The sequence below is a fragment of the Streptomyces sp. NPDC004721 genome (genome assembly GCF_053601495.1).
Genome location: NZ_JBSGBZ010000015.1, coordinates 42300 through 55088, shown reverse-complemented (window position 1 = coordinate 55088; position 12789 = coordinate 42300). Strand labels below are relative to the sequence as shown.

13 protein-coding genes are annotated in these 12789 nt (G+C 70.8%); 9 read left to right on the top strand and 4 right to left on the bottom strand.

Features of this window, described 5'->3' with window-relative positions:
- The first annotated feature begins 70 nt into the window (after positions 1–70).
- The 5 genes from glmU (at position 71) to ACWEK3_RS16160 (ending at position 4620) form a co-directional block, all read left to right on the top strand.
- Positions 71–1519, top strand: coding sequence for a bifunctional UDP-N-acetylglucosamine diphosphorylase/glucosamine-1-phosphate N-acetyltransferase GlmU (gene glmU, locus ACWEK3_RS16180; RefSeq protein ID WP_450539084.1), 1449 nt, complete (start codon positions 71–73; stop codon positions 1517–1519).
- A gap of 85 nt (positions 1520–1604) precedes the next feature.
- Complete coding sequence (locus ACWEK3_RS16175) at positions 1605–2579, top strand: ribose-phosphate diphosphokinase (protein WP_365422601.1); 975 nt, start codon at positions 1605–1607, stop codon at positions 2577–2579.
- Positions 2580–2767: 188 nt separating this feature from the next.
- Positions 2768–3358 (top strand): 50S ribosomal protein L25/general stress protein Ctc, encoded by a 591-nt coding sequence (locus tag ACWEK3_RS16170; protein ID WP_450539082.1) that lies wholly within the window; start codon positions 2768–2770, stop codon positions 3356–3358.
- Positions 3359–3455: 97 nt separating this feature from the next.
- Entirely contained in the window at positions 3456–4058 is a 603-nt protein-coding gene (gene pth, locus ACWEK3_RS16165; protein WP_450539080.1) for an aminoacyl-tRNA hydrolase, read from the top strand.
- 55 nt (positions 4059–4113) lie between these two features.
- Positions 4114–4620: a hypothetical protein gene (locus tag ACWEK3_RS16160; RefSeq protein ID WP_450539078.1), complete on the top strand. Its 507-nt coding sequence runs from the start codon at positions 4114–4116 to the stop codon at positions 4618–4620.
- 83 nt (positions 4621–4703) lie between these two features.
- Here ACWEK3_RS16160 and ppc read toward each other — a convergent pair whose 3' ends face one another.
- Complete coding sequence (ppc, locus tag ACWEK3_RS16155) at positions 4704–7445, bottom strand: phosphoenolpyruvate carboxylase (protein ID WP_450539076.1); 2742 nt, start codon at positions 7443–7445, stop codon at positions 4704–4706.
- Between the two features lie 292 nt (positions 7446–7737).
- On the opposite strand from ppc, the gene ACWEK3_RS16150 reads away from it, so the two are divergent.
- Both ACWEK3_RS16150 and ACWEK3_RS16145 read left to right on the top strand, forming a co-directional pair.
- Positions 7738–8745, top strand: a complete 1008-nt coding sequence (locus ACWEK3_RS16150; RefSeq protein WP_361411855.1) for an acyl-CoA desaturase — start codon at positions 7738–7740, stop codon at positions 8743–8745.
- Positions 8742–9416 carry a TetR/AcrR family transcriptional regulator gene (locus ACWEK3_RS16145; RefSeq protein ID WP_361411857.1) on the top strand — a complete coding sequence of 225 codons (675 nt, stop codon included), beginning with the start codon at positions 8742–8744 and terminating at the stop codon, positions 9414–9416. Before ACWEK3_RS16150 ends, ACWEK3_RS16145 begins: the two co-directional genes overlap by 4 nt.
- Here the strand turns inward: ACWEK3_RS16145 and ACWEK3_RS16140 are convergent.
- Positions 9413–9775, bottom strand: a complete 363-nt coding sequence (locus tag ACWEK3_RS16140; protein ID WP_450539074.1) for a VOC family protein — start codon at positions 9773–9775, stop codon at positions 9413–9415. The two genes, ACWEK3_RS16145 and ACWEK3_RS16140, sit on opposite strands and share 4 nt — an antisense overlap.
- A gap of 3 nt (positions 9776–9778) precedes the next feature.
- On the bottom strand, positions 9779–10636 hold the full coding sequence (locus ACWEK3_RS16135; RefSeq protein WP_450539170.1) for a trans-aconitate 2-methyltransferase: 858 nt from the start codon (positions 10634–10636) through the stop codon (positions 9779–9781).
- 128 nt (positions 10637–10764) lie between these two features.
- Between ACWEK3_RS16135 and tamR the strand changes: the two genes are divergently transcribed.
- Complete coding sequence (tamR, locus tag ACWEK3_RS16130) at positions 10765–11262, top strand: MarR family transcriptional regulator TamR (RefSeq protein WP_100571061.1); 498 nt, start codon at positions 10765–10767, stop codon at positions 11260–11262.
- A gap of 27 nt (positions 11263–11289) precedes the next feature.
- Here the strand turns inward: tamR and ACWEK3_RS16125 are convergent, their stop codons facing one another.
- Positions 11290–12063 (bottom strand): LuxR C-terminal-related transcriptional regulator, encoded by a 774-nt coding sequence (locus tag ACWEK3_RS16125; protein WP_450539072.1) that lies wholly within the window; start codon positions 12061–12063, stop codon positions 11290–11292.
- Between the two features lie 274 nt (positions 12064–12337).
- Here ACWEK3_RS16125 and ACWEK3_RS16120 point away from each other — a divergent pair, with 274 nt between their 5' ends.
- Complete coding sequence (locus ACWEK3_RS16120; RefSeq protein WP_453249925.1) at positions 12338–12781, top strand: GNAT family N-acetyltransferase; 444 nt, start codon at positions 12338–12340, stop codon at positions 12779–12781.
- Positions 12782–12789: the final 8 nt, after the last annotated feature.

Here is a 12789-nt window from a genome sequence, read left to right as displayed (position 1 = left end):
TATCTCCTCACAACCACCCCGGTATCCTGCGGATGTCCACCCCCACCCATCCACAGCCGAAGGGCATCCCGTGAGCGCCATTCGCCCGGCAGCCGTCGTCGTTCTCGCAGCGGGTGAGGGCACCCGTATGAAGTCGGCCACACCGAAGGTCCTGCATGAGATCTGCGGCCGGTCACTGGTGGGCCATGTGCTCGCCGCCGCACGTGAGTTGAAGCCGGAGAACCTCGTCGTCGTGGTCGGGCACGCGCGGGAGCGGGTGACCGAGCACCTGGCCGCGATCGACTCCGGGGTCCGCACCGCCGTGCAGGAGAAGCAGAAGGGCACCGGGCACGCGGTCCGGATGGGCCTCGAGGAACTCGGCGGGCCCGTCGAGGGGACCGTGATCGTCGTCTGCGGCGACACTCCCCTCCTCACCGGTGAGACCCTCCAGCGGCTCGCCACCACGCACCAGGAGGACGGCAACGCCGTCACCGTGCTCAGCGCGGAGGTGCCGGACGCGACCGGCTACGGCCGGATCGTCCGCGACGCCGGCACGGGCGCGGTGACCGCGATCGTCGAGCACAAGGACGCCACCGAGGCCCAGCGGGCGATCCGGGAGATCAACTCCGGGGTGTTCGCGTTCGACGGGCGGCTGCTCGCCGACGCGCTGGGCAAGGTCCGGACGAACAACAGCCAGCACGAGGAGTACCTCACCGACGTCCTCGGGATCCTGCGCGAGGCCGGGCACCGGGTCGGTGCCTCCGTGGCCGGCGACCACCGGGAGATCGCGGGGATCAACAACCGGGTGCAGCTGGCCGAGGCGCGGCGGACCCTCAACGACCGCCTCCTGACGAACGCGATGCTCTCGGGTGTCACGGTCGTCGACCCGGCGACCACCTGGATCGACGTGACGGTGACCTTCGAGCAGGACGTCGTCGTGCACCCGGGCACGCAGCTGCACGGGACGACCCGGCTCGGCGAGGGCTGCGAGGTGGGCCCCAACAGCCGTCTGACGGACACCCGGGTCGGCGCGGGGGCACGGGTGGACAACACGGTGTCCGACGGCGCCGTGGTGGGCCCGCAGGCCTCCGTGGGGCCGTACGCGTACCTGCGGCCGGGCACGCGGCTCGGGGTCAAGTCCAAGGTGGGTACGTACGTCGAGACGAAGAACGCCTCGATCGGCGAGGGGACCAAGGTTCCCCACCTGTCGTACGTCGGTGACGCCACCATCGGCGAGTACACGAACATCGGCGCGGCAAGCGTGTTCGTGAACTACGACGGGGAGAGCAAGCACCACACGACGGTCGGCTCGCACTGCAAGACCGGTTCGGACAACATGTTTGTGGCTCCCGTCACGATCGGGGACGGTGCCTACACCGCCGCCGGGTCCGTGATCACGAAGAACGTGCCGTCCGGTTCGCTGGCCGTGGCCCGTGGTCAGCAGCGGAATATCGAGGGCTGGGTGGCTCGCAAGCGCCCGGGAAGCGCGGCGGCGAAGGCGGCCGAGGCGGTATCCGGACAGCCGGAGGGCGAAGCCTGACCGGAAACCGGCACACCAAAGACGGCGTACCGTGATAAGTACACGCCCCCACCACGCTGCGAAAACCCGCTGAGGAGACACTGCTGTGACCGGGATCAAGACGACCGGCGAGAAGAAGATGATGTTCTTCTCCGGCCGCGCCCACCCCGAGCTTGCCGAGGAAATCGCCCACGAGCTGGGTGTCGGGGTCGTCCCGACGAAGGCGTTCGACTTCGCGAACGGCGAGATCTACGTGCGTTATCAGGAGTCGGCCCGCGGCGCGGACTGCTTCCTGATCCAGAGCCACACCGCTCCGATCAACAAGTGGATCATGGAGCAGCTGATCATGATCGACGCGCTGAAGCGCGCGTCGGCCCGCTCCATCACGGTCATCGTGCCGTTCTACGGTTACGCGCGGCAGGACAAGAAGCACCGAGGACGTGAACCGATCTCGGCGCGTCTGATCGCGGATCTGATGAAGACCGCGGGTGCCGACCGCATCCTGACCGTGGATCTGCACACGGACCAGATCCAGGGCTTCTTCGACGGGCCGGTGGACCACCTGTTCGCGCTGCCGCTGCTGGCGGACTACGTGGGCAACAAGGTCGACCGTTCGAAGCTGACGGTGGTGTCCCCGGACGCCGGCCGGGTGCGGGTGGCCGACCGCTGGTGCGACCGGCTGGGCGCGCCGCTGGCGATCGTGCACAAGCGGCGTGACAAGGACGTGGCGAACCAGGTCACCGTCCACGAGGTCGTCGGTGATGTGAAGGGCCGCATCTGCGTCCTGGTGGACGACATGATCGACACCGGTGGCACCATCTGCGCCGCTGCGGACGCCCTGTTCGCGCACGGCGCGGAGGACGTGATCGTGACGGCGACGCACGGTGTGCTGTCGGGTCCCGCGGCGGACCGGCTGAAGAACTCCAAGGTGGGCGAGTTCGTGTTCACCAACACGCTGCCGACGCCGAACGAGCTGGAACTGGACAAGGTCACGGTGCTGTCCATCGCGCCGACGATCGCGCGCGCGGTGCGCGAGGTGTTCGAGGACGGTTCGGTGACGAGCCTGTTCGACGAGCAGTGAGGATCACGCTCTAGATCGTTTTGGGTCCGGCCTCCCGCTCCGAGTAGACTGCTTCAGTTGCTCGGCGAGGGAGGCCGTACTCGTTCTCGTGGTACGGCGATCCGTTATCGACGCGCTCTTCGTAGCAGGCCGTTCGTGGCCGGGTGACCCCGACCGTTTTCCGTGTACCTCTACGAGGAGTGAAGAGCATGTCCGAGGTGAAGCTCGCCGCCGAGACGCGCACCGAGTTCGGCAAGGGTGCCGCCCGCCGTGTCCGCCGTGAGAACAAGGTTCCCGGTGTGCTGTACGAGCACGGCATGGTGCCGATCCACCTGACGCTGCCGGGTCACGAGCTGCTGATGGCGCTGCGTACGCCGAACGTCCTGCTCTCGCTGGACATCGACGGCAAGAGCAACGAGCTGGCGATTCCGAAGGCCGTGCAGCGCGACCCGCTGAAGGGCTTCCTGGTCCACGTGGACCTGCTGATGGTCAAGCGCGGCGAGCGCGTCGTCGTCGAGATCCCGGTCGTCGCCGAGGGCGAGCTGGCCCCGGGCGGCAACCTGCTCGAGCACGTCCTGACCGCGCTGCCGGTCGAGGCCGAGGCCACGCACATCCCGGACACCCTGCCGGTGTCCGTGGCCGGTCTGGCCGCCGGTGACGCGATCCTCGCCAAGGACATCAACCTGCCCGACGGCGTGAAGCTGGCCGTCGAGGAGGACACCGCGGTGCTCCAGGTGCTGGCCGCGCAGGCCGAGGAGGCCCCGGCGGGCGAGGAAGGCGAAGAGGCCGCGCAGGCCTGAGCCCGACCGTCGCCGTCTCGCCGGCCGCCGCTTCCCTCGGGGGGCGGCGGCCGGCGCGTATGACGCGTACGACGCGCACGACGCGTATTGAGGAGACATGGACGTGACGACCTCCGCGAACGCCCCCTGGCTGATCGTCGGCCTCGGCAATCCCGGACCGGAGTACGCCATGAACCGGCACAACGTCGGGTTCATGGTGGTGGATCTGCTGGCCGACCGGATCGGGGGCCGGTTCAAGCGGGCGGGCAAGGCGCAGGCGCAGGTGGTGGAGGGGCGGATCGGGCCTCCCGGGCCGGAGAGCCGCCGGGTGGTGCTGGTGAAGCCGATGTCGTTCATGAACCTGTCCGGCGGGCCGGTGAACGCGCTGCGCGACTTCTACAAGATGCCGCTCGCGAACATCGTGGCGGTGCACGACGAACTGGACATCGACTACGGCGTGCTGCGGCTGAAGCTGGGCGGCGGCGACAACGGCCACAACGGGCTGAAGTCGATGACGAAGGCGATGGGTCCGGACTACCACCGGGTGCGGTTCGGGATCGGACGTCCGCCGGGCCGTATGCAGGTGGCGGACTTCGTGCTGAAGGACTTCTCCTCCGCCGAGCGCAAGGAGCTGGACTACTTCGTGGACCGGGCGGCGGACTCGGTGGAGTGTCTGCTGGCGGAGGGTCTGGAGCGGGCGCAAAGCGCGTACAACTCCTGACTTGTCCCCCCCCCACCACACCCCCTGGAGTTGACCGGTCGTAGCGACATGGCCAATGATCCCGGCCATGCCTGCCGCCATCGCCACTCGTTCCCGTCAGGCCTCCGACGCCGCGCTCCGGTTCGGTCGGGTCGCGGCCATGGGCACCGTCACGGTGCTGATCCTCGTCGCGGGGGTGTGGGCGTCCTGGCACACCGCGCCGTACGTGATGCTCACCAAGGGACGTGAGCAGGGCACGATCGCGGTGACGCGGTGCGACGGCGGCACGTGCACCGGGCCGTACACACCGGTCTCGACGGGGTCGAAGGCCCGCGGCCAGGTGGTGATCGACCACACCGTGGCGGTGCGCAAGGGGCAGACCTACAGCGTCGTCGTGAAGCCCGGGACGGACGAGGTGGTCCGCTCGGGCCCGGCCGGGATCCTGTACGCGTGGGCCCCACTGGGCGGTGCGCTGCTGCTGGCCTCGGTGGTCGTGGCAGGCGGGCTGCGGCGGACCCGGGCGGCGTGGGTGCTGGCGGGGTCGGGCTTCGCGCTGCTGACGGTGGTCTTCGTGGCGTTGTGAGCCGCAGGGATGAGGGTGCCCCCGGGATTCGTCCGACGTTCGGTACGGATCCCGGGGGCACCCTTTGGCCGTTCCGGGGCTGGTCAGCCGGTGTTGCGCAGGCCGGCCGCCACGCCGTTGACCGTGAGCAGCAGGGCCCGGGAGAGCAGCGGGTCGGGTTCCCGGCCGGCCGCCGCCGCGTCGCGCTGCCGCTTGAGCAGGGTGACCTGGAGGTAGGAGATCGGGTCGAGGTAGGCGTCGCGGATGGCGAAGGTCTGCCTGAGCACGGGCTGGGCGTCGAGGAGTTCGCTCTCGCCGGTGACGCGCAGCACCTCCCGCACGGTGAGTTCGTGCTCGGCCCGGATGGTGTCGAAGATGTGCTTGAGCTCGTCGGGGACGAGGGTGTCGACGTAGTGCTGCGCGATGCGCAGGTCGGTCTTGGCGAGGGTCATCTCGACGTTGGAGATGAAGTTGCGGAAGAAGTGCCACTGTCCGTGCATCTCGTCGAGCACGGTGTCCCCCTCCAGCCGCAGGCCCGCCTCGCGCAGCGCCTTCAGCCCGGAGCCGACGCCGAACCAGCCGGGCACGATCTGCCGGGACTGGGTCCAGCCGAACACCCAGGGGATGGCGCGCAGTCCGTCGAGTCCGGCACCGGAGTCGGGGCGGCGCGAGGGACGCGAGCCCAGGTGCAGGTCGGCGAGCTGGTCCACCGGGGTGGAGGCGAAGAAGTACGCCGGCAGGTCGGGGTCCTCGACGAGCCTGCGGTAGGCGGCGTGGGCGGCGTTGGACACCACGTCCATCGCGGCGTCCCAGCGGGCCAGCGCCTCCCCCGACTGGCGCGGGGCGGTGTGCAGGGCGGAGGCCTGAAGGGTCGCCGCGACCGTCAGTTCCAGGTTCTCCCGGGCCAGGGACGGGATGAGGTACTTGTCGGAGATGACCTCGCCCTGCTCGGTCACCTTGATCTCGCCCTCCAGGGTGCCCCAGGGCTGGGCGAGGATGGCGTCGTGGGTGGGGCCGCCGCCGCGGCCGACGGTGCCGCCGCGGCCGTGGAAGAGCCGCAGCCGTACGCCGTAGCGGTGGGCGACGTCGCGCAGGCGCCGCTGGGCGCGGTGGATCTCCCACTGGCTGGTGGTGATGCCGCCGAACTTGGAGGAGTCGGAGTACCCGAGCATGACCTCCTGCACATCGCCCCTGAGCGCGACCAGGCGCCGGTAGGACGGGTCGGAGAGCATGTCCTCCAGGATGGTGTCGGCGGCCCTGAGCTCGTCGGTGGTCTCCAGCAGCGGCACGATGCCGATCCTGGCCCAGCCGGCGTGCAGGTCGACGAGTCCGGCCTCGCGGGCCAGGACGGCGGCGGCGAAGACGTCGTCGGCGCCCTGGCACATGGAGATGATGTACGACTCGATGACCTCGGGCCCGAAGACGCTCAGGGCCCGCTTGACCGTCTCGAAGACGCCGAGGGTCTTGGCGCCGGCCGCGTCGACGGGGGCCGGGGTGGGGGCGAGCGGCCTCCTGGACCTCAGCTCCTTGGCGAGCAGCTTGGCGCGGTACTCGCGGGGCATGTCGGCGTAGCGCCAGGACTCCTCGCCGAGCCGGTCGAAGAGCTGGCCGAGGGCGTGGTGGTGGGCGTCGGCGTGCTCGCGGACGTCCATGGTGGCCAGCTGGAGGCCGAAGGCGGCCAGGGTGCGGATGGTGCGGCCCAGGCGGCCGTCGGCGAACAGGCCGCCGCGGTTCTGCCGCAGGGAGTCCTGGATGATCCGCAGGTCGCGCAGGAGTTCGGCGGTGCCGAGGTAGTCGCGGCCTGCCTCGTGCGCGGTGCCGGTGGCCAGGCGCTGCTTGGTGTTGACGAGCTTCTGGCGGATGCAGGTGGCCTTGAGCCGGTAGGGCTCCTCGGCGTTGAGCCGCTTGTAGCGGGGGCTGATCTCCGGCAGGTTCTCCAGGTCGGTCCCGAGGGACTGGAGCAGTGCGTCGGTGGCGCCGGTGTAGCGGATCGAGTTGGACAGGAAGCCGCGCAGCTCGTCGATCATGTCGAGGGCGTCGTTGATGCCGTGCTCGTGCTGGAGGATCAGCACGTCCCAGGTGACCTCCGGGGTCACGTTCGGGTTGCCGTCGCGGTCGCCGCCGATCCAGGTGCCGAAGGTGAGGGGGCGGGTGTCGTCGGGCAGCTTGACGCCGACGCGCTCCAGTTCCGCGGTGAGGTCCTCCAGGACGTCGCCGACGGCGCCGGCGTGGAGTTCGTCGAGGTAGTAGATGGCGTTGCGGGACTCGTCGGCGGGCTCGGGGCGGACGACGCGGAGTTCGTCGGTCTGCCAGACGAGGTCGATGTTCTCCGCCAGCCGGGTGTCCAGGCGGCGGCGGTCGGACTCGGCGACCGGGGCCTCCAGGAGCGCGGCGATGCGCCGGAGCTTGTTGAGCACCGAGCGGCGGGCGGCCTCGGTGGGGTGGGCGGTGAAGACCGGGCGAACGTTCAGGTGCCGGACGGTCTCGCGCAGGTGTTCGGGGTCGGCGTCCTTGAGACGGTCGGCGGTGCGGGCGAGCAGGCCGCCCTCGGCGGCGCGCCGGGCACGCAGTTCGCGTCCGCGGTGCACCTGTTCGGTGACGTTCGCCAGATGGAAGTAGGTGGAGAAGGCGCGGACCAGCTTGGCCGCGGTGTCGAGTTCGGTTCCGCGCAGCAGTTCGGCGGCGGCCTCACCGTCCTCTCGGGTGAGGCGGCGGACCTTCTCGACCAGGTCGAGGAGCTCGGGGCCTTCCTGCCGTACCAGGGCCTCCCCGAGGAGGTCACCCAGTCGGCGGATGTCGGCACGCAGCTCGGCGCTGGTCGTCGTCTGGTCGTCGGCACTGCTCACAGGTGCGGCTCCTTGCGGGTTGAAGCACGTCTGGGAGGGGACCCGGACGAGTGCCGCGCGGCGGCTGCCGCTTACGGGCCAGGTGTCCGGGAAGGAATTCTTCAGAGCGGACCGCGCTGTCCGACCGCCTCCAAGTCTAGGTGTCGCGGGGGACGCGCAGGCTAGGGGCTCTTGCCGCGGCGCGACGCGCTGCCATACTTACGACGCCGTAGGTTACGGAACCGTAGGGAGCTGAACGGTTCCCTGACCCCCGACAACCCGTCTCGACCCTCGACCCCACAGGGGACGCCCAATGACCACAAGCTCCGATGTGATCGACGACGCCCCGAAGGCGACCGACACCTCTCTTCCCTCCGCCACCCTGGGAGGTGAGCAGAAGCGTTCGATCGAGCAGATCACGCTGCTGCTCTTCATCACCGTTCCGTTCCTCGCACTGCTCGCGGCGGTGCCGCTGGCATGGGGCTGGGGGGTGAGCTGGCTGGACCTCGGCCTGCTGGTCTTCTTCTACTTCCTCGGCTGTCACGGCATCACGATCGGTTTCCACCGGCATTTCACACATGGCTCGTTCAAGGCGAAGCGGCCGCTGAGGATCGCGCTGGCGATCGCGGGGTCGATGGCGGTCGAGGGACCCCTGGTCCGCTGGGTCGCCGACCACCGCAGGCATCACAAGTTCTCCGACCACGAGGGTGATCCGCACTCCCCGTGGCGGTACGGCGAGACGGTTCCGGCGCTGCTGAAGGGCCTGTGGTGGGCCCATGTCGGCTGGATGTTCGACGAGGAGCAGACGCCGCAGGACAAGTACGCCCCGGACCTGATCAAGGACCGGACCCTGCGGACGATCTCCCGTCAGTTCATCCTGTGGACCGTGGTGTCGCTGCTGCTGCCGGCGCTGATCGGCGGCCTGGTCACGATGTCGTGGTGGGGCGCGTTCACCGCGTTCTTCTGGGGCTCGCTGGTCCGGGTGGCGCTGCTGCACCACGTGACCTGGTCGATCAACTCCATCTGCCACGCGGTCGGCAAGCGCCCGTTCAAGTCGCGGGACCGCTCGGGCAACGTGTGGTGGCTGGCGGTCCTGTCCTGTGGCGAGTCCTGGCACAACCTGCACCATGCCGACCCGACCTCGGCCCGGCATGGGGTGGAGCGCGGCCAGCTGGACTCCTCGGCCCGGATCATCCGCTGGTGCGAGCGGTTCGGCTGGGCCTATGACGTGCGCTGGCCGTCACGCTCGCGTATCGATTCCCGCCGCAACGACGGGGAGGGCGACTCCCGCCGCCGGAGGAAGACCGCCGAGGCGGCATGATTGACGGCGTGGCGACCGACTCCAGCACCCCCAGCAATGACAAGCCGCGGCGCACGCGCCGTACCCGTATGACCGGTGCCGAGCGCCGCCAGCAACTGCTGGAGATCGGTCGCACGCTGTTCGCGGCGAAGGGCTTCGAGGGCACCTCGGTGGAGGAGATCGCGGCCAAGGCCGGGGTGTCCAAGCCGGTGGTGTACGAGCACTTCGGCGGCAAGGAGGGCCTGTACGCCGTCGTGGTGGACCGCGAGATGCGGCGGCTGCTGGACATGGTCACCAGCTCGCTGACGGCGGGCCACCCCCGCGAACTGTGCGAGCAGGCGGCGTTCGCGCTGCTGGACTACATCGAGGAGTGCACGGACGGCTTCCGCATCCTGGTCCGCGACTCCCCCATCCCCCAGTCGACGGGTTCCTTCGCCTCCCTGATCTCCGACATCGCCACCCAGGTGGAGGACATCCTCGGCCGCGAGTTCAAGTCCCGCGGCTTCGACCCGAAGCTGGCCCCGCTGTACGCCCAGGCGCTGGTCGGCATGGTCGCCCTGACCGGCCAGTGGTGGCTGGACGTCCGCCGCCCGAAGAAGGCGGAGGTCGCCGCCCACCTGGTGAACCTGGCCTGGCACGGGCTGGACGGGCTGGAGCCGCGGCCCCGGCTGATCGGGCACCGCAAGTCCTAGGCGAGCGGCTCCAGGAACTCCAGGCGGTTGCCGACGGGGTCCTCGGAGTAGAAGCGCCTGTGGCCCGGCAGGCCGTCGTCCCAGACGACCTTCGCGCCGTGCGCCGCGAGCCGGGCGGCGAAGGCCTCGACGGCCGTCACCCGGAGCCCCGGGTGGGCCTTCCCCGCGGGGCGGAAGTCCCGCTCGATGCCCAGGTGGAGCCGGACGGCCCCGGCCTGGAACCAGCAGCCGCCGCGCGCGGCCAGAGCCGGCGGCTTGGGGACCTCCGTCATGCCGAGGACACCGGCGTAGTACGCCCGCAGGTCGCCCTCGGAGCCGGACGGCGCGGCGAGCTGGACGTGGTCGACGGCGGCGAGCATGCCTCACGCCTCCTTGGTGGCGACCGCGAAGATGCGGCGGAAGGGGAACGGGGTGCCGTGCGGTCCGGCCGGGTAGGCCTCCCGCAGGGCGGCGCGGTACTCGGCCAGGAACTCCTCGCGCGCCGCCGGGTCGTCGGCGAGGGCGGTGAGCACGGGTCGCAGACCGGTGCCCTTCACCCAGTCCAGCACCGGGTCCTCACCGGTCAGCAGGTGGATGTACGTGGTCTCCCAGACGTCGGCGGCGCAGCCGAGGCCGGTCAGCCGCTCCAGATAGGCCTCGGGGGCGAGCACCGCGTCCTCGTGGCGCAGGACATCCGCGAGCCGGTCGCGCCTGCGGGCGGAGCCTGCGAGTTCGCGCATGATCCGGTGGCTGGGGGCGGAGAAGTTGCCGGGGACCTGGAAGGCGAAGGTGCCGCCGGGGCGCAGCCCCGCCACCCAGTCGGCGAAGCGGTCCGGGTGCCCGGGCACCCACTGGAGCGTGGCGTTGCTGACGATCAGGTCGTACGGCTCCCCGGGGGTCCAGGTGCGGGCGTCGGCGGAGGAGAAGTCGAGGCGGCCGCCGCCGGGGGTGGGGCCCTGGTGGTCGACCACGGCCTTGTCGAGCATCGCCGGGGAGTTGTCGTAGCCGGTGATGTGCGCGGTGGGCCAGCGGTCGGCGAGCAGAGCGGTCACGTTGCCGGGGCCGCAGCCGAGGTCGGCGATGCGGGGCCGGTCGCCGTTGGGGCCTCCCCTGCTCGAACGCAGTTGAGAGCTTGGGGAAAGAGCGGGGACGCGGGCGAGGAGGTCGGCGAAGGGGCGGGCCCGATGGCCGGCGTGGCGCAGGTACTGGGCGGGATCCCAGGCAGGGCTGTGGGCGGACATGGCGGCCTCCTGGAGGTGCGGGGAGTCGTCGGCGGCTGCGTTCACCACTCTCCCCCGGCAGTTATCTCGACGTCAAGAAACTTGACGCCAAGAGACTTCATGTCGACACAACCACTACACTGATCGCCATGGAGGACGAGGTCGATCGGCTGGTCGCAGCGTGGCGCCGGGAGCGCCCGGACCTCGACGTGGAACCGCTCGAGGTGCTCAGCCGGGTGAGCAGGCTGGCCCGGCACCTCGACCGCGCACGCCGGCTCGCCTTCTCCGAGCACAGTCTGGAGCCCTGGGAGTTCGACGTCCTGACGGCGCTCAGGCGCGCGGGCTCGCCCTACCAGCTCTCCCCCGGACAACTGCTGACCCAGACGCTGGTCACCTCGGGCACGATGACGAACCGCATCGACCGGCTGGCCAAGAAGGGCCTGGTGGAGCGACTCCCCGACCCCAGCGACCGGCGCGGGGTGCTGGTCCGCCTGACGGACGAGGGCCGGGACCGCGCCGACCGGTCCCTGGCCGGGCTCCTGGACCAGGAGCGCGCGCTGCTGGCCGAGCTGTCGACCGCGCAGCGCGGCGAACTGGCCGGCCTGCTACGCCAGTTGACCGCACCGTTCGACAACATCCCCGGCTGAGGACCTGCCGGGCGGACCGGCGCGGGGTCAGGCGCTGCTGCTCTCCTCCACCCCGATCCGACCGGCGGGCCCCAGATCGGCCGGCCCCACCCCGGCCCGGCGGGCCAGTGCCACGGCGGCCAGCGTGGAGTGCACGCCGAGCTTGCCCAGGACGTTCTGCATATGGGTGCGCACGGTGTGCGGGGACAGGTACAACCGCTCGGCGACGGCCTTGCGGCCCAGCCCCGCGACCATGCAGCGCAGCACCTCCCGCTCGCGCGGCGTCAGCGACTCCACCAGGCGCTCGCTCTCGGTGCGATGCTTGCGGGCGGCGGTCAACTCCCGCAGTACACCGGTGAGCAGGGCGGGCGGCAGATGGGTCTCGTCGCGCAGGACTCCGCGGATGACGGTGAGCAGCCGGGACAGCGAGCAGTCCTTGGCGACCCAGCCGCAGGCACCGGCCTGGAGGGCGAGCGCGGCGCGCCGCGGGTCGTCCTTCTCGGCGAGTACGACGGTCCGCACCCCCGGCTGGGCCCCCCGCACCCCAGCGACCAGCGAGATCCCGTCCACCAGTCCGTCCTCGTCGCCCGCCCGCACGGGGACGGCGCGCCGGGCCCCGGGGACGGTGCCGCCGAGGTCGGCGTCGACGAGCACGACGTCGAAGCGGCGGCCGTCGGCGGCCGCCCGTTCCAGGCAGCGCAGTGCCGCCGGGCCGGAGCCGGCCGCGGACACCTCGACGTCGGGCTCGGCGGCCAGGGCGGCGGCGAGCGACTCGGCGAAGATGCGGTGGTCGTCGACGACCAGGACTCGGACACGAACCACTGATAACCCCCTTCCCCACGCTCCTGGTCGGAGCAGGGGAGTCTCCCATCGTCGGAGAACGCCGAGCGGCACGGACCCGACGTACGGAGCCGAGCGCGGTCGCACGGCCCTCGCCGTAACGGACCGCCATCCGCCTCCGGTGTCCTGCCCGAGCCCTCTCGCCCCCCTGACCAGCACCGGCCCCCACCGGTGCCGCTCATCAGGGTACGGCCGGCAGCCGGGAGGGGAAGGCAATTCGCAGAACTGACCGGCCGACGCGTTTAGGGTGTGCCGCATGTTTCGTATTGAGGCAGAAGTCGACAAAGCGCGCCACGATCTGCTCCGCTCCCGCCTCCGCGACACGAACACGGCGGCCTCCCCGCTCATCGACGCCCTGCGCAGAACCCCCGCCGTCCGAGAAGTCCCCATCCATCTCTGGGCGTTGGACGACGCCGACGATCTGGCGGGCGGGCTGGTGGGCCACACCTGGGCGACCTGGCTGCATGTGACCCACCTCTGGGTCGACGACCCCCACCGCGGCACGGGCCTCGGCTCCCGCCTGCTGACCCGCGCCGAGCGCATCGCCCACCGCGAACGCGCCTGCGTCGCCGCCCGCCTGGAAACCTGGGACTTCCAGGCCCCGGACTTCTACCGCAGGCACGACTACAAGGTGGTCTGCGCGATCCCCGACTACCCGCCGGGGATCACCGAATACACCATGATCAAACGCCTGCCCTGACCGGACCG